The 17956-nt window shown below is 71.9% G+C and carries 9 protein-coding genes; 5 read left to right on the top strand and 4 right to left on the bottom strand.

What is annotated here, in order from left to right:
- The first annotated feature begins 9 nt into the window (after positions 1 to 9).
- Positions 10 to 6738 (top strand): RHS repeat-associated core domain-containing protein, encoded by a 6729-nt coding sequence (locus OU787_RS11700; protein ID WP_268659291.1) that lies wholly within the window; start codon positions 10 to 12, stop codon positions 6736 to 6738.
- Between the two features lie 647 nt (positions 6739 to 7385).
- On the opposite strand, the gene OU787_RS11695 is transcribed toward OU787_RS11700, so the two are convergent.
- From OU787_RS11695 to OU787_RS11685, 3 genes are all read right to left on the bottom strand, one after another.
- On the bottom strand, positions 7386 to 9089 hold the full coding sequence (locus OU787_RS11695; protein WP_268659290.1) for a phospho-sugar mutase: 1704 nt from the start codon (positions 9087 to 9089) through the stop codon (positions 7386 to 7388).
- Between the two features lie 580 nt (positions 9090 to 9669).
- Positions 9670 to 10500 (bottom strand): purine-nucleoside phosphorylase, encoded by an 831-nt coding sequence (locus OU787_RS11690; RefSeq protein ID WP_268659289.1) that lies wholly within the window; start codon positions 10498 to 10500, stop codon positions 9670 to 9672.
- Positions 10501 to 10690: 190 nt separating this feature from the next.
- Positions 10691 to 11128, bottom strand: coding sequence for a gamma-glutamylcyclotransferase (locus OU787_RS11685; protein WP_030457274.1), 438 nt, complete (start codon positions 11126 to 11128; stop codon positions 10691 to 10693).
- A 151-nt stretch (positions 11129 to 11279) separates the two neighbouring features.
- Between OU787_RS11685 and OU787_RS11680 the strand changes: the two genes are divergently transcribed.
- From OU787_RS11680 to OU787_RS11665, 4 genes are all read left to right on the top strand, one after another.
- On the top strand, positions 11280 to 11855 hold the full coding sequence (locus OU787_RS11680) for a hypothetical protein (protein ID WP_268659288.1): 576 nt from the start codon (positions 11280 to 11282) through the stop codon (positions 11853 to 11855).
- 55 nt (positions 11856 to 11910) lie between these two features.
- A complete protein-coding gene (locus tag OU787_RS11675; protein WP_030457272.1) occupies positions 11911 to 13365 on the top strand; it encodes an NAD(P)H-quinone dehydrogenase in 1455 nt (484 codons plus the stop codon).
- 224 nt (positions 13366 to 13589) lie between these two features.
- Positions 13590 to 14492, top strand: coding sequence for a DeoR/GlpR family DNA-binding transcription regulator (locus tag OU787_RS11670; RefSeq protein WP_051816414.1), 903 nt, complete (start codon positions 13590 to 13592; stop codon positions 14490 to 14492).
- Positions 14493 to 14598: 106 nt separating this feature from the next.
- Positions 14599 to 15978, top strand: a complete 1380-nt coding sequence (locus OU787_RS11665; protein WP_030457270.1) for a condensation domain-containing protein — start codon at positions 14599 to 14601, stop codon at positions 15976 to 15978.
- 61 nt (positions 15979 to 16039) lie between these two features.
- Here the strand turns inward: OU787_RS11665 and OU787_RS11660 are convergent, their stop codons facing one another.
- Positions 16040 to 17815, bottom strand: a complete 1776-nt coding sequence (locus OU787_RS11660; RefSeq protein WP_268659287.1) for an acetyl/propionyl/methylcrotonyl-CoA carboxylase subunit alpha — start codon at positions 17813 to 17815, stop codon at positions 16040 to 16042.
- Positions 17816 to 17956 lie beyond the last annotated feature (141 nt).

The following is a 17956-nucleotide window of genomic DNA, read 5'->3' as shown; positions in this document are numbered from 1 at the left end:
CTGACGCTCATGGCCGTGACCGGGTCACTGCTCGGCGCGCCACCGGCGTTCGCCGAGAAACCGCCGAAGGTCTGGGTACCGCCCACCACGCCGCTGCAAGAGGCGGACTCGGTGGCCGGACGCTCCGACGGCGCCACCGGGACCACCGCCACCGGCGGCGTCCCGCGGCAGTGGAAGCAGTCCGCCGCGACCGCGGCGAAGGCCGGCACCGCGACCGTCCAGGTCACCGACGTGTCGGCGGAGCAGGAAGCGGCGCGCCGGCTGGGCGGCGGGGCCGCCCCGGCGGCCGGCGGCAAGGCCAAGGTCAAGGCCGGCGACCTGCCGGTGTTCCTGACCGACCTGGGCACCGCCAAGGACAAGGCCGACGGCACGCCCTCGGTCAAGGTCGACCTGCTGGAGGAGGGCAAGGCCAAGGCGGCCGGCTCGACCGGCCCGGTGGTCCGGCTCGAAGGGGCCGGCGGCGCGGCCAAGGGCGGCCACAAGTTCCAGGTCGCCCTGGACGTCAAGGCGCTGACCGGCAACGCGATGTGGTCCGACCGGGCCCGACTGGTGCTGCTGCCCGAGTGCGCGCTCACCACGCCGAACGCCGCCGAGTGCCGCACCAGCACCCCGGTGCCGTCCACCGTCGACCCGGTCTCCGGTCTGCTGACCGCCGACGTGCAACTGCCCGAGGCACCCGCCGCGGGCATCGCCACCCGTGCGGCGCTCGACAGCGGCTCGACCGGCACCGTCGTGCAGGCCGGATTCGTCCAACAGACCGCCACCGCGTCCTCGGGTGCGATGGTGCTGGCCGCGCAGGCCACCTCGTCCGGCTCCTCGGGCTCCTTCGCGGCGACGCCGATCGCCCCGTCCGCTGCCTGGAGCGCGGGCTCCAACGTCGGTAACTTCACCTACTCGTACACCTTCGACATGCCGACCGCGGTCGGCGGGTCCGCCCCCAGCGTGGTGCTGGGCTACGACTCCTCGTCGGTGGACGGCCGCACCGCGGCCACCAACTCGCAGTCGGGCTGGGTCGGTGACGGCTGGGACTACTCGGCCGGATCGATCTCCCGCTCCTACAAGCCCTGCGCCAAGGCCGGCATCGACATGTCGGGCGACGAGTGCTGGGCCGGGCAGTCGCTCCAGCTCAACCTGGCCGGCCACTCCGGCGTCGTGGTCAAGGACGACACCACCGGCGTGCTGCGCCTGCAGGGCGACGACGGCACCCTGATCACCCCGCTGACCGGCCTCAACAACGGTGCCTGGAACGGCGAGGGCTTCAAGGTCACCACCACCGACGGCACCCAGTACTACTTCGGCGCCAACCACCTGCCCGGCGGTGACGGCACGGACGCGGCCAGCAACTCGGTCAACACCGTGCCGGTCTACCACCCGCACGCCGGCGACCCCTGCTACAACTCCTCGACCGGTCTGGCCTCCTGGTGCCAGATGGGCTGGCAGTGGAACCTCGACTACATCGTCGACCTGCACGGCAACCTGATCAAGTACCAGTACGCCAAGGAGTCCAACTACTACGCCCGCGGCGGCGGCCAGAACAACGGCACCGGCACCCGCACCGCGTACGACCGGTACTCCGACGTCACCTCGATCCAGTACGGCCTGCGGCTGTCCGATCAGATCGCCTCCAAGGGCGCCGGCAACCCCGCCTCGAAGATCGACTTCACCACGGCGGAGCGCTGCTTCGCCTCCGGCTCGATCACCTGCACCGCCGCCCAGCGCGTGGTGGCCAACCAGTCCTCCTGGCCGGACACCCCGCTCGACCAGGCCTGCACCTCGTCCGGCACCTGCACCAACTACGGCCCGTCGTTCTGGACCTCCAAGCGGCTGACCAAGATCCAGACCACCGTGTACGTCGGCGGCGCCGCCCGCGTGGTGGACTCCTGGGCGCTCAACCAGGTCTTCTCCGACCCCGGTGACGGCAACGCGCCCACCCTGTGGCTGAGCTCGATCCAGCGCACCGGCAAGAACGGCCAGGCCGACACCACGCTGCCCGCCGTGTCCTTCACGGCCGCGCAGATGGCCAACCGGGTCGACGGCCTCGTCCCGGCGGTCTCGCAGTTCAACCGCCCCCGGATGAAGGAGATCACCACCGAGACCGGTGGCAGGATCACCGTCAACTACAAGCCCACCGAGTGCTCCCGCACCAACAACACCATGCCGGCCTCCGAGGCCGCGAACACCATGGCGTGCATGCCGGTGAAGTGGGTCCCCCCGGGCTCGCAGGCCGGCACCAAGCCGATCGACGACTGGTTCCACAAGTACCTGGTCTCCTCGATCGTCGAGTCCTCGCTGGTCACCAGCTCCACCGTGGCCAAGGAGACCCAGTACTCCTACGGCGGCGGCGCGGCCTGGCACCGCAACGACTCCGAGTTCGCGGACGACGACACCCGCACCTACGACAACTTCCGCGGCTACCAGACCGTCACCACCACGACGGGCTCCGGCTCGGACGGCCCCCGCACCAAGTCGGTCAGCACCTACCTGCGCGGCATGGGCGGACAGGTCACCGACAGCTGGGGCGAGTCGATCACCGACGTGGAGGAACTGGCCGGATTCGTCCGGGAGACCCAGAACTACGAGTCGGACGCGGCGGGCGCCAAGGTCGTCGGCGGCGAGCTCACCACCCCGTGGCTTTCCAAGATCACCGCGACCCACACCCAGCCCGGCACCCTGCCCAAGGTGACCGCCCGGTACGTCAACACCGCCAGCGTCAAGAACCGCTCGCTGCTCTCCGACGGCAAGTGGCGCACCACCGAGCGCAAGGCCACCTACGACGAGGACCACGCCGGACGCGTCCTGACCACGGACGTCCTCGGCGACACCACGCTCAGCGGCTACCCGCAGCGCCAGTGCACCTCGGTGACGTACGCCTCCGGCAGCAACCCCGCCCTGGTAGAGATGCCCTCCCGCATCCTCACCCTGGCCGGCGGCTGCGACCAGACGCCCAACCAGATCAACACCATCTCCGACGCGCTGACCGTCTACGACGGCCAGGCCCTCGGCACCATCGGCGACAATGCCGACCAGACCGAGACCCGCGTCCTGGAGTCGTACGGGGCCAACAACACCCCCAACTACCGGGTGACGGCCAAGGCGCAGTACGACGCCTACGGCCGCCAGACCGCCACCACCGATCCCAACCGCACCGACACCGCCCACCCCAACGGCGCGACCACCACCACGGCGTACACCCCCGCCACCGGTGAACTGCCGTCCCAGGTGGACGTCACCAACCCGCTCGGCTGGAAGTCCACCACCGTCGTCGACCCCGCTCGCGGCCTGCCCACCAAGGCGACCGACGAGAACGGCCGCACCACGCTGGAGACCTACGACGCCCTCGGCCGCCTCACCGCGGTCTGGCTGCCCGGCCGCGACCCGTCCAGCACGGACGCCCGGAAGACCGCGCCCAACCGGAAGTTCACCTACGCGCTGAACGGCTCGGCGTCCCCGTCGGTCGTCACCAGCGAGAGCATCCGCGAGGACCGCACCTACGCCAAGAGCCTGCAGATCTACGACGGCCTCGGCCGCGTCCGGCAGTCCCAGTCGATACCGGTGCAGGGCCAGGTCGGCCGCCTGATCTCCGAGGCGTTCTACGACTCGCACGGCTGGCAGGTCAAGTCCACCCCGTCCTACTACAACGCCGACTCCGGCCCGGTCGCCACCGTCTTCCTGCCGCAGGACTCGCAGGTCCCGACCCAGACCTGGAACGAGTACGACGGCCTCGGCCGCATCACCGCCAGCAAGTTCATCTCCTACGGCCAGGAGCAGTGGCGCAGCACGGCCTCCTACCCGGGCGCCGAGCGCACCGACGCGACCCCGCCGCCCGGCGGTTACGCGACCACGACGATCACCGACGCCACCGGCGCGGCCGTCGAGGTCCGGCAGTACAAGGCCGGCACCCCGACCGGGGCGTACGACACGACCACGTACGGGTACGACGTCGCGGGCAAGCCGACCTGGGTCCAGGACAGCAGCACCCCGGCGCACCGGTGGACCTACAGCTACGACCTGCTCGGCCAGCAGACTAGCTCGACCGACCCGGACACCGGCACGTCGACCACGGCCTACGACAAGGCCGGACACCCCGTCACCACCACCGACGCGCGCGGCAAGTCGACCAGCACCACGTACGACCTGCTGGGCCGTCCGGTCGCCTCGTACGACGGGACCAGCACCACCGACGCGAGCAAGAAGCTCGCGGAGACCACCTACGACTCCCTGGCCCTGGGCAAGCCCACCAGCACGACCACCTACGCCGACGCCCCCAACGGCACCGGCAGGGTCGCCTACGTCAACACGGTCAGCGGCTACGACATCGGCTACCGGCCGACCGGGACGTCCGTGACGATCCCGTCGGTCACCAAGGAAGAGAAGCTGGCCAAGACCTACACCTGGTCGAACAGCTACTCGTTGGTCCTCGGGCTGGCCAGGAGCACCACGCTGCCCGCGGTCGGCGGTCTGGCGGAAGAGACCGTCGGCAACTCCTACGACGTCGACGGCAACTTCCAGACCTCCAGCGGCCTGGACTACTACGTCCAGGACATGCAGTACGACGCGTTCGGCCGTCCCACCCGCACCACGGTGGGCGCGTCCGGCAAGCAGGTCGTCTCCACCCAGCAGTACGACCCGGGCACCGGCAACGTCGTACAGTCCACCCTGGACAAGCAGACCGCGGCCACCACCCACGTCGACTTCACGAACTACACCTACAACAAGGTGGGTTCGATGACCTCGGCGAAGACCGTCCGGGACGGCACTGCCACCGACCTGCAGTGCTTCACCTACGACTACCTCGGCCGGCTCTCCGCGGCCTGGACCGACAAGGGCACCACCACCACCGCCCCCGCGCCCTCGGTGCAGGGCATCGGCGGCTGCACCAACGCCACCGAGCCGACGGCGGCCACCGCGTCCGCCCGGATCGGCGGCCCGGCCCCGTACTGGCAGTCCTACTCCTACGACCTGACCGGCAACCGCACCAAGCTGGTCCAGCACGACACCACCGGCGCGGTCGTCAACGACAAGCAGACCGACCAGACCTTCGCCGCCGGCCCGAACACCGCCACCACCGACCCGGCCACGGGCGGCGGCACCGGCGGACCGCACGCGCTGCTCACCTCCAAGACCAGCTCGAACGGCACCAGCAAGGTCACCACGTCGACCTACGACGCCACCGGCAACACCACGTCCCTCACCAGCACCAGCGGCACCAAGACGCTGACCTGGAACAACCAGGGCAAGCTCGCCAAGGTCCATGACACGGCGGCACCCGCCAACGACACCAGCTACGTCTACAACGCGGACGGCAGCCAGCTGATCCGGCGCGTGGGCAGCAAGACCACCATCAACCTGGGCACGGACGAGCTCACCCTCGACACCGTCACCGGCAAGACCACCGCCACCCGCTACTACGGCGCGCCCGGCGGCCTGACCATCACCCGCACCGCCGACGACGCCGGCGCCACGGCGCTCTACTACCAGGCGTCCGACCCGCACGGCACCGCCGGCGTCCAGCTGGACGCCGCCAACCTGGGCGTCACCCGGCGCCCCACCGACCCCTTCGGCAACGCCCGCGGCACCCAGCCCGGCAACGGCGTCTGGGCCGGCGACAAGGGCTTCGTCGGCGGCACCATCGAAGGCACCGGATTCACCAACCTCGGCGCCCGCCAGTACGACCCGGCCACCGGACGCTTCCTGTCCGTCGACCCGGTCTTCAACGGCTCGGACCCGCAGTCGTGGAACGGCTACGCCTACGCCAACAACAACCCCGTCGACCACGCCGACCCGTCCGGCACCTGCATCCCCGACGACACCGGCCGCTGCATGTCGGCCGCCGGCTGGGACGCCTTCGCGGCCGGGAAGACCGGGCTCGACCAGGGCAGCGGCAGCAGCGGAAACAGCTCCACCAGCACCAGTCCCGCCTCCAAGGAAGCGAAGAACGCCTCCAACGAGGCCGTGCGCCAGAAGCAGGCCGCCGATGCGGCGCTTGCCAAGGCGAAGCAGGCCCGCGAGGAACTGGTCAAGAAGATCGTCGACGTGGTCGGCGACCTGATCGGCTTCAACGACGCCCGCGACTGCTTCACCAAGGGCGACGTGATGGGCTGCATCAACACCGCCCTGAACTTCGTTCCCTGGAGCAAGGTCTTCAAGGCCGTCAAGGTCGGCATCAAGGCGTTCAAGCTGTGGCGCGAGGGCGAGAAGGCCTACGACGCCATCCGCAGCGCGGAACGTGTGGCGAAGGAAGCTGAAGAAGTCCTCTCTTCTGCCCGAAAAGCCGAAAAGGAAATTGCCGATTCCGAGGCTCAGGCCGCCAAGGCAGATGCACCAAAAAAGGCAGAATCCCCCGAAGGGGAAGTTGAATATGCAGGTGGCAGTAAGGGTAATTCATGGGCGGAAGACTCTGCAATTGAGAGTGCCACTGGGAAGTCTTCCAGGTCGCGATCAAAGGCGCTTGAGGTTGTGATATCCGAAGACTTCAAGGATCTAAAGCTAACTCATATTCCCAAGTATAGCCCGACCGTTAATACGGGCATGGCAAAGAAGGGGGTGGGGACGCAGATCGGAAGGAAAAGATTCTCCAGTAGAAATGATTTGAGGAACACTATTGTTCACGAGGAGTTGCATCATAGATGGTATGCTCGGGGTATGACTGGGCATCATCCTAGGGATGGTTCTGGAACTTCTGACCGCTTCTATGAAGTTGTCGATAGGTATATGAAGATGAGGGGCTGGAGTGAGTGAGCAAGGTGCTAATTTTTATTTGAAGTGCACCAATTGCGCGTCTGAAGTGACTGGCTGGCACAGCCAGTCTGTAAATAGGGGAGAGCTCAGGTGGAACTCGGAGTGGGAATGTGAAGCCTGTGGTCTTATCAGTGATGATGGTGGGGTCGGTGCCGCTCCAAACCTTGTTCGAGAAGCCATCATCGCCAAATGGGGGATGGTTCGCATGAGCGTGACGTCCGTAGCGGATAAACCTCTCGCCCTAAAGACCATCCGCCGCCTGTCCGGGCTCTCTATAGGCGAGTCGGTAAGTCTCCTTAAGGAGCTTTCAGGTCGAGGCGTCGAGCGAACTTTCATCGAGGCTGAGTTTATCTCCGGAGCCCTGGAGGAGGTTGGGGTTAGGTGCTCAGTTGTGAAGATCGAGAGCTAGCGATTGAGGCTCGCAATTTCCAGCACCTCATCCCTGTCGCGATGTGGGGTTAAATAGTCAGATGGATTCCTTTGTTGGCCGATGTGGAGGGTTTCATTGCCGCATCGGCCAACAATTTTATGTCCAACCACCGATTGGATTTTGGCAAATTTTCCATGTAGTGCCATTTGGTGCGAGGGGGTGAATTTTACCTGAGGGGGATATATTTATCGCGTCACCCGGGGTGCATGGAAGTGATTCAGGCCAGGCCCGCCGCCGTGGCGAAGTTCTGCTTGAGGGCGTCCAGCAGGTCCTGGGCGGTGGAGCGGACGGCGGGCAGGTCGGCGCGGGAGGCGACCGGGAGGACGGCCTCCAGGTAGCACTTGAGCTTGGGCTCGGTGCCGGAGGGGCGGACGACGACGCGGGCGGAGCTGACGGCCGGGCCGGTGAGGAAGTACCGGAGGCCGTCGGTCGGGGGGAGCTCCGGGGTGCCGGCGGTCAGGTCGTCGGCGCGGGTGACGGTGAGGCCGGCGAGTTCGACCGGGGGCTTGTCGCGGAGGGCTGCCATCGCGTCGGAGATGACGGAGAGGTCGTCGACCCGGACCGAGAGCTGGTCGGTGGCGTGCAGGCCGTGGGCGAGGGCCAGGTCGTCCAGGAGGTCGGTGAGGGTGCGGCCGTCGCGCTTGAGGCCGGCGGCGAGTTCGGCGATCTGGAGGGCGGCGGTGATGCCGTCCTTGTCGCGGACGCCGTCCGGGTCGACGCAGTAGCCGAGGGCCTCCTCGTAGCCGTAGCGGATGTCCTCGGTGCGGGAGATCCACTTGAAGCCGGTGAGCGTCTCGGCGTAGCCCAGGCCGGCCGCGGCGGCGATCCTGCCGAGCAGGGTGGAGGAGACGATGGTGGTGGCGAAGACGCCGTCGGAGGTCTTGGCGGCCAGGGCCGCGCCGAGCAGGGCGCCGACCTCGTCGCCGCGGAGCATCCGCCAGCCGCCGTCGGCGGCGGGGTCGGGGACGGCGACGGCGCAGCGGTCGGCGTCCGGGTCGTTGGCGATGACCAGGTCGGGGCGGGCTTCGCGGGCGGCGGCGAAGGCGAGGTCCATCGCGCCGGGCTCCTCCGGATTGGGGAACGCGACGGTGGGGAAGTCCGGGTCGGGCTCGGCCTGTTCGGCGACCACGGTCGGCGCCGGGAACCCGGCCGCGGCGAACGCGGCCAGCAGCACGTCGCGGCCGACGCCGTGCAGCGGGGTGTAGACGGTGGCCAGGTCGCGCGGGCCGGCCGGGTCGAGGACGGCGGCGGCGCGGGCCAGGTAGGCGGCGAGGACGTCGTCGCCCAGCACCTCCCAGCCGGACTCGGCGCGCGGGACGTCGGCCAGCGCGCCCAGCGCGTCGATCTCGGCGGCGATGTCGGCGTCCGCGGGCGGCACGATCTGCGAACCGTCGCCCAGGTACACCTTGTAGCCGTTGTCCTGCGGCGGGTTGTGGCTGGCGGTGACCACCACGCCGGCCGCCGCGCCCAGGTGCCGGATCGCGTACGCCAGCACGGGCGTGGGCAGCGCGCGGGGCAGCAGTGCGGCGCGCAGCCCGGCGCCCACCACCACGGCGGCGGTGTCGAGGGCGAAGTCGTACGACTTGTGGCGGGCGTCGTAGCCGATCACCACCAGGTCGCCGAGCGCCGGGTTCTTCCGCACGTACGCGGCCAGGCCGGCGGCGGCCCGGATCACCACGGCGCGGTTCATCCGCATCGGCCCGGCCCCCAGCTCGCTGCGCAGCCCGGCGGTGCCGAACTGCAGCCGCCCGGCGAAGCGCTCGGCCAGCCGGGACCAGGCGATCCGCTCCTCGGCCTCGGCCTCCGGCCCCTCGGCGGCGGCCAGCAGCGCGGTCAGCTCGGCGCGGGTCTGCGGGTCGGGGTCCTCGGCCAGCCAGGCGCGGGCCCGGTCGAGGAGGTCGGTGGTGGGTGCCTTCGGCATGCGGCCCGCTCCCTGTGTGTGGAGGACGAGAGGACGAAAGGTGTGAGGACGAGGAAGAGGAAGAGAGGTGTGGAGGGTGGGGACGGGAGCGGGGACGGGCGCGTGCGGTGCGGTGCGGTGCGGGCCGGACCGGGTCCCGACGCCCGCCGGAGGAGGGCCCGCCGGGTTCGGCGGACGGCCCGGCTGCGGCGCCGCGGACCGGCCTCGCGACCCCGGGGCGCCCGGCGACTCGGCCGCAGTGCCGCAGGCCCGGTCGCCGTTGCCCCGGCCCGGCTCCGGCGGCCCGGGACCGGCTTCGCGGTCCCGAAGCCTGGCCCGGATGCCTCGGGTCCGGCCCTCCGGCCCCGGTCCCGCGCCGCGTCCGACGGCCCGGACCGGTGTGCGGAACCGGTTTCGCGGTCCCGCGTGCTCCGGCCCGCTCGCCCGGCCGCCGTTGCTCCGACTCCGACTTCGGCTCCGGCTCCGGCCCCGGCGTGGCGGTCCGGCTCCCGTCCCGTTGCCCCGTGCTGTTGCTCGCCACATCGCCCGATTCTCCGTCAGGCGGGCGGCGCGGGGCGGGAGTCCGGCTCCTGCCGGGGTGTCAGATCCGTTCCAGGACCTTCGCCAGCAGGGCGCCCATCCGCTTGGCGGAGGCCTTGCCGGCCTCCAGGACCTCGGCGTGGTTGAGGGGCTCGCCGGTGATGCCGGCGGCCAGGTTGGTGACCAGCGAGATGCCGAGCACCTCGGCGCCGGCCTCGCGGGCGGCGATGGCCTCCAGGGTGGTGGACATGCCGACGAGTTCGCCGCCGATCACCCGGGCCATGTTGACCTCGGCCGGGGTCTCGTAGTGCGGGCCGCGGAACTGCACGTAGACGGCCTCGTCGAGGGACGGGTCGACCTCGCGGCACAGGGTGCGCAGGCGCTTGGAGTACAGGTCGGTGAGGTCGACGAAGTTGGCGCCGACGATCGGGGAGTCCGCGGTCAGGTTGATGTGGTCGCTGATCAGCACGGGCTGGCCGGGGACCCAGCCCTCGCGCAGGCCGCCGCAGCCGTTGGTGAGCACCACGGTGCGGCAGCCGGCCGCGGCGGCGGTGCGCACGCCGTGCACCACGGTGGCCACGCCGTGGCCCTCGTAGTAGTGGTTGCGGCCGAGGAAGACCAGGGCCCGGCGCTCGCCGCCGCCGGGGATCCGCACCGAGCGGATGGTGCCGGCGTGGCCGGCCACCGCGGGGGCGGGGAAGCCGGGCAGGTCGGTGACCGGGAACTCGGCCAGCGTCTCGCCCAGGGCGTCGGCGGCCGGCACCCAGCCGGAGCCCATCACCAGGGCGACGTCGTGGCGCTCGGCGCCGGTGAGTTCGCGCAGCCGGTCGGCAGCGGCCCGGGCGGCGGCGTAGGGGTCGGCGGAGACGACCGTCTGAGGAGATGCGTTCACACGGTCGAGGATAGGTCAAATCTGCCTACGCGCGTAGACAGCACGCCCAGGCCATGCCGGATCGTTACCCGGATTGCGTGGAACGACAGCATTCCTCCCCCGCCGGAGCACCCGGCTGGGCGGAAGGCACAGGCCCGGCCGGACCGGTGCACGGGCCCGGCAGGGCAAGGGCAGGGCCGGCGGCGCGGGCTCAGCAGGGCCGGCGGCGCAGGTCCAGCACGTAGTCGTCGGGGGCGCCGGCGCTCTCCGCCGCGTCCGCGATCAGGCCGAGGTAGCGGGCGGCGGGCAGCCCGCCCTCGTAGTCGTTGAGCACGTACGTCCAGACCGCGACCTCGCCGTCCAGGGTCTGCGCGCGCAGCTTCACCTTGCGGTAGATGCCGAGCTGCACGCCCTCCCAGCGGTCCAGGCCGTCCTCGTCCATCGGGGCCACGTCGTAGAGCGAGACGAAGACCTGCTCCTTCTCGTCCTCCACCACGGTGGCCAGCGAGCCCTCCCAGCCGAGCTGTTCGCCGCCGAAGGTCAGCCGCCAGCCGGGCAGCCAGCCGGTGCCGCGCAGCGGGGAGTGCGGGGCGCGCCGGGACATCTGCCGGGCGTCGAGGTTGGTGGCGTAGGCGGCGTAGAGCGACATGGCGCCAGCCTACGGGAGCGGGGCGGTCCGCCGGGCTGCGCGTCCGGGGCGGGCCTACGGTGGAGGGAGGTCTCATCCCGCGGGCGGACCCGCCGGGTCGGGGGCGGGGTGCGCGCCGGACGGGAGCGTCCTGATGCGACAACTACCGGTAGTGGCGGGTGCACCGGCCGTGGCGGCGGTGCTGCTCGCGGCCGCGGTCGGCTGCGGTTCCAGCGGCGGCTCGGGCGGCGGCGCGGGTGCCAGCCCGCCGGGCCCGGTGACCGTCACCGCGGCGCCCACCCCGACCGTCACCGTCACCCCGACGCCGACCCCGACCGTCACCGTCACGCCGACGCCGACCCCGACGGTCACCGTCACGCCGCAGACGGTCACCGCGACGCCGAACCCGACCGTCACGGTCACCACCGCGAAGGGCGGCGGCAACCCGACGCTCACCAGCGCGATCGCCGTGGTGCAGCAGTACTACGAGGACATCAGCAACCACGACTACGCGGCGGCCTGGGCGCTCGGCGGCAAGAACATCGGCGGCAGCGACTACAACGGCTGGGTGAAGGGCTACGCCACCACCGCCAGCATCTACCTGGGCACCACCAGCACCTTCGGCTCGAACCAGGTGCGGGCGGTGATCTACGCGGTCCAGACCGACGGCAGCACGAAGACCTACGAGGGCACCTACACGGTGTCCGGCGGGGTGCTGGTGTCGGCCTCGATCCAGCAGACCGGCTAGCCGGGCGGGCAACAACAACGCCCCCGGCGTGGAATCCGTTCCGGCATGCGGGACAATGGGGCACGTGACTCGGATCGTGATCATCGGTGGCGGACCAGGCGGATACGAGGCGGCCCTCGTGGCCGCCCAGCTCGGCGCGGAGGTGACCGTCGTCGACCGCGACGGTCTGGGCGGATCGGCGGTGCTGACGGACTGCGTGCCGTCCAAGACGCTGATCGCCACCGCCGAGGTGATGACCAGCTTCGACAGCTCCTACGAGGAGCTGGGCATCCTGGTCGCGGACGGCACGCCGGACCCGGCCGACCCGGCCCGGGTGGTCGGCGTCGACCTCGGCAAGGTCAACCGGCGCGTGAAGCGCCTGGCGATCGCCCAGTCCCACGACATCACCCAGGCCGTCACCCGGGCCGGGGTCACCGTGCTGCGCGGCCGCGGCCGGCTCGGCACCGGCGGCCAGGCGATCGACGGCTCCCGCGAGGTGCTGGTCGAACTCGCCGACGGCGCCGTCGAGTCGGTGCGCGCCGACGCGGTGCTGATCGCCACCGGCGTCCGCCCGCGCCAGCTGCCCGACGCGCAGCCGGACGGCGAGCGGATCCTGGCCTGGACGCAGGTGTACGACCTGGAGGAGCTGCCGCGCGAGCTGATCGTGGTCGGCTCCGGCGTCACCGGCGCCGAGTTCGCCGGGGCCTACCAGGCGCTCGGCTCGAACGTCACGCTGGTCTCCTCGCGCGACCGGGTGCTCCCGGGCGAGGACCCGGACGCCGCCGAGGTGCTGGAGGACGTGTTCCGCCGCCGCGGCATGAACGTGATGAGCCGCTCCCGGGCCGAGAGCGCCAAGCGCGTCGGCGACCGGGTCGAGGTGACGCTGGCCGACGGCAAGGTGATCACCGGCACGCACTGCCTGATGGCGGTCGGCTCGCTCCCCAACACCGAGGAGCTGGGCCTGGAGGAGGCCGGCGTCGCGGTCAACGACTGGGGCCAGATCAAGGTGGACCGGGTCTCCCGCACCTCCGCCCCCGGCGTGTACGCGGCCGGCGACTGCACCGGCGTCTTCATGCTGGCCTCGGTGGCCGCCATGCAGGGCCGGATCGCCATGTACCACGCGCTCGGCGACGCGGTGCAGCCGCTGAACCTGAAGACCGTGGCGTCCAACGTGTTCACCGACCCGGAGATCGCCACCGTCGGCTACACCCACGCCGACGTGTCCTGCGGGAAGATGGACGCCGTCGAGGTCAAGCTCCCGCTGCGCGGCAACCCGCGGGCCAAGATGCAGGGCATCCGGGACGGCTTCGTGAAGCTGTTCGCCCGCCCCGGCACCGGCATCGTGGTCGGCGGCGTGGTGGTCGCCCCGCGCGCCTCCGAGCTGATCCACTCCATCTCGCTGGCCGTCGACAACAACCTGACGGTGGAGCAGGTCGCCAGCGCCTTCACGGTGTACCCGTCGCTGTCCGGCTCGACCGCCGAGGCGGCCCGCCAGCTGCACATCCGCAAGCGCGAGGGCGCGGGCTCCTAGCGGGGCGCGCGGGCCTCGGACCCCCGGGGCGCGCGGGACGTACGGGAACGAGCCGGGCGCGCGCTGCCCGGCTCACCCGCCCGGTGGAGCGCGCATTGTACGGTCGTGCGCCGTCCCGAGGTGAGCAAATCCCGTTACCAGGTGCAAACGCCTGAAAGCAGACGGTCACTCGGGTTACCGTCGGTCCTGTGTTTGCAGCAGAACGTCGCCAGTTGATCCTCGAGATGGTGCGCGCCAACGGAGCCGTGTCGCTCCGTGAGCTGGCCCGCGTCGTCCAGACCTCCGAAGTCACCGTCCGCCGGGACGTCCGGGCGCTGGAGTCCGAAGGGCTGCTCGACCGCCGCCACGGCGGCGCGGTGCTGCCCGGCGGGTTCAGCCGTGATCCGGGCTACCCGCAGAAGACCCACCTCGCCACCGCCGAGAAGAGCGCCATCGCCGACCTCGCCGCGGACCTGGTCGAGGAGGGTGACGCCATCGTGGTCGGCGCCGGGACGACCACCCAGGAGCTGGCCCGCCGGCTGGCCCGGGTGCCCGGGCTGACCGTGGTCACCAACTCGCTGCTGGTCGCCCAGGCGCTGGCGCACGCCAACCGGGTCGAGGTGGTGATGACCGGCGGCACCCTGCGCGGCTCCAACTACGCCCTGGTGGGCAGCGGCGCCGAGCAGTCGCTGGCCGGGCTGCGGGTCACCAAGGCGTTCATCTCCGGCAGCGGACTGACCGCCGAACGCGGCCTGTCCACCGCCAACATGCTCTCCGCCTCGGTCGACCGGGCCCTGGTGCAGGCCGCCAACGAGGTGATCGTGCTGGCCGACCACACCAAGCTCGGCGCCGACAGCATGTTCCAGACCGTCGCCACCGAGGCGATCACCCGGCTGGTCACCGACGAGCGCACCCTGCTGGAGGACCTCACCTCCCGCGAGCAGCACGCCCTCGCCGACTGCGGGGTGCAGGTCTCGGTGGCCTCGCTCGGCCTGGCCACCGAGAGCGCCGCCCACCAGCAGGCCGCCCGCCGCCCCGGCCCGCCGCAGCCCGGCCTGGCCCCCGGCGCCCCGCTGCCCGGCCAGCGCCGCCCCGCCCCGCACGGCGCCCTGCCGCCCGCCGCCCGGCTCGCCGAACGGATCCGCTGACCGCGCGGGCGGCCGACCCGCCCGGCGGCGCCGCACTGACCGGTTCCGGCCCGCCCGCGGCCGACCCCTGGCCGCCCCGGCCGAGCCGCTTGTAGCGTCTGCCCCCATGGACGCAGCGAGCGAAACACTCGACCGCACAACCGAATTGACGGTGCGTCGGGCCCGCGGCGGCCGCGGCCCCGCGACCTGGGGCCAGCGCGCCATCCACACCGCCCTGGTCCGGCTCGGCGCCGAGTCGCCCCGCTACAACCTGCGGCTGGCCGCCCCCGTCGACCCCGGCGCGGAGCCCGGCACCGTGCTCCGCGCCTGCACCGAACTGCTCCACCTGCACGACGCGCTGCGCACCCGGCTGGTCGAGCAGGACGGCGCACTGCACCAGCTGGTCGACGCCGACGGCACCCTCCCGGTGGCGCTGCTGCACCGGGACACCCCCGAGCGGGCCGCCGCCGCGGCCGCCGAACTGCTCGACCGGTACGCCCGGGAGCCCTTCGACCCGGCCCGCGAGTGGCCGGTGCGGCTCGGCCTGGTGCTGGTCGACGGCCTGGTCCGGCAGACCGTCCTGGTGCTCTCGCACACCGCCGCCGACGGCTGGGGGATGCGCCGCGCCGTCCGCGACCTGATGCTGCTGGCCGCCGGGCGCAGCGCCCGGGACCTGCGCGCCGAACGGGAGTTCGCCCAGCCGCTGGACGAGGCCGCCGAGCAGGCCGGCCCGCGCGGCCGCCGCCGGGACGCCGCCGCCCGCCGGCACTGGCGGGAGAAGCTGGCCGCCGGCCCGCGGGCCCTGCTGCCCCGCCCGGCCGCCGCGCCCGACCCGGCGCGGACCTTCCCGTACGCGGTGCTGCGCTCTCCGGCGCTGGCCGACGCCCTCCCGGCGGCCGCCGCCCGGCTGCGCACCGGCGACGCCACGGTGCTGCTGGCCGCCGCCGCCACCGCACTGGGCCGGCTCGGCGGGCAGCGCGAGTTCCTCTGCCAGGTGGTGGTCGGCAACCGGTTCACCGAGCGGTCCGCGGAGGCCGTCACCACGCTCGCCCAGGAGGGCCTGTTCCACCTCCCGGAGCTCGCCGACGACTTCGCCGAGACCGTCCGCCGCGCCCACGGCCCGGCGCTCACCGCCTACCGGCACGCCGGCTACGACAAGCCGCGGCTGGACGCCGAACTGGCCGGGCTGCGGGCCGCGGGCGTCGAACCGGCCGACCACTCGGTGGTCTGGAACGACACCCGGGACCCGCTGGCCGCGCTGATGGCCGACGCGCCGGGGCCGGGCGGCGCGGGGGAGCGGGAGCTGAGCTTCCCGGACGAGTTCCCGGCCCGCCCCGGGGTGTCGGTCGCGGTGGACGTGGTCGCGGTGCCCGGCGCGGTCGAGCTGCGGATGGTGGCGGACGGCGCGCTGCTGGACCGGGCGCAGATGGCCGGGTTCCTGTGCGGCGTCGAGGAGTTGGTGCTGGGCGCGGCGGGCGCGGCCGATCCGGTCGGCGCGGCCGGGTAGGCCGAAGGGCGGCGGGGTCCGGAGACTCCCGCCGCCCTTCCGGGGCGTGCGCGTCCTACCCTCAGACGTCCTTGATCTCGCAGAGCGCGGCGCCGCTGGAGACGGAGGCGCCGACCTCGGCCTTGAGGCCGACCACGGTGCCCGCCTTGTGGGCGTTCAGCGGCTGCTCCATCTTCATCGCCTCCAGGACCACGATCAGCTCGCCCTCGGCGACCACCTGGCCCTCCTCGACGGCGACCTTCACGATGGTGCCCTGCATCGGCGAGGCCAGGGTGTCGCCGGAGACCGCCGAGGCGGCCTTCTTCGCGCCCACCCGGCGCTTGGCCTTCGCCGAGCCCGCGGCGGCCGCCGGGGCCGAGGCGACGCCGAGGGAGGACGGCAGCGAGACCTCGATCCGCTTGCCGCCGACCTCGACCACCACGGTCTCGCGGCCCTCGGGCTCCTCGCCGTCGCCGCCCGCGCCGGTGAACGCCGGGATGGTGTTCTCGAACTCGGTCTCGATCCACCGGGTGTAGACCGTGAACGGCTCGGCGGAGCCGGTCAGTTCGGGGGCGAACGCGGGGTCGGTGACCACGGCCTGGTGGAACGGGATGGCGGTGGCCATGCCCTCGACCTTGAACTCCTCCAGGGCGCGCTTGGCGCGCTGCAGGGCCTGCTTGCGGTCGGCGCCGGTGACGATCAGCTTGGCCAGCAGGGAGTCCCAGGCCGGGCCGATCACCGAGCCGGACTCCACGCCGGCGTCCAGCCGGACGCCCGGGCCGGACGGCGGGGCGAACAGCGTGACGGTGCCGGGCGCGGGCAGGAAGTTGCGGCCCGGGTCCTCGCCGTTGATCCGGAACTCGAAGGAGTGGCCGCGGATCTCGGGGTCGTCGTAGCCGAGCTCCTCGCCGTCCGCGATCCGGAACATCTCGCGGACCAGGTCGAGGCCGGCGACCTCCTCGGAGACCGGGTGCTCGACCTGCAGGCGGGTGTTGACCTCCAGGAAGGAGATCAGGCCGTCCTGGGAGACCAGGAACTCGCAGGTGCCGGCGCCGACGTAGCCCGCCTCGCGCAGGATCGCCTTGGACGCCCGGTACAGCTCGGCGTTCTGCTCGTCGGTCAGGAACGGCGCGGGCGCCTCCTCGACCAGCTTCTGGTGCCGGCGCTGCAGCGAGCAGTCGCGGGTGGAGACGACCACCACGTTGCCGTGCTGGTCGGCCAGGCACTGGGTCTCCACGTGCCGCGGCTTGTCGAGGTACTGCTCGACGAAGCACTCGCCGCGGCCGAACGCGGCGACCGCCTCGCGGACCGCCGACTCGTACAGCTCGGGGATCTCCTCCAGCGTGCGGGCGACCTTCAGGCCGCGGCCGCCGCCGCCGAACGCCGCCTTGATGGCGACCGGCAGGCCGTGCTCGGCGGCGAACGCGACGACCTCGTCGGCGCCGGAGACCGGGTCGGCGGTGCCGGCCACCAGCGGGGCGCCGGCGCGCTGGGCGACGTGCCGGGCGGTGACCTTGTCGCCCAGGTCGCGGATGGCCTGCGGCGGCGGGCCGATCCAGGTCAGGCCGGCGTCGAGCACGGCCTGCGCGAACTCGGCGTTCTCGGAGAGGAAACCGTAGCCGGGGTGGACCGCGTCCGCTCCCGAGTCGGCGGCGGCCTTGAGCACCTTGGCGATGTCCAGGTAGCTGGTGGCGGGGGTGTCGCCGCCCAGCGCGTACGCCTCGTCGGCGGCCCGCACGTGCAGCGCGTCCCGGTCAGGCTCCGCGTACACGGCGACGCTGGCGATACCCGCGTCCCGGCAGGCCCGGGCGACGCGGACGGCGATTTCTCCGCGGTTGGCGATGAGCACCTTGCGCACTGTGGCTCCCTTCTCGAACCTCGTCGAGTCTATGGATTGGAGGGCGCTACCGGCGAGTAGTCCCTGGTGGTGAGCGTGCTCACACGCTCGGTTGCCGTACTCCCGTGCCAGTGGCGGCCGTTGGCGGCGCGTCGCAGGCAG

Source organism: Kitasatospora sp. YST-16 (genome assembly GCF_026802215.1).
Taxonomy (GTDB): domain Bacteria; phylum Actinomycetota; class Actinomycetes; order Streptomycetales; family Streptomycetaceae; genus Kitasatospora; species Kitasatospora cineracea.
The sequence above is the reverse complement of the archived record's forward strand: the minus strand, read 5'-3'. Positions and strand labels throughout refer to the sequence as shown.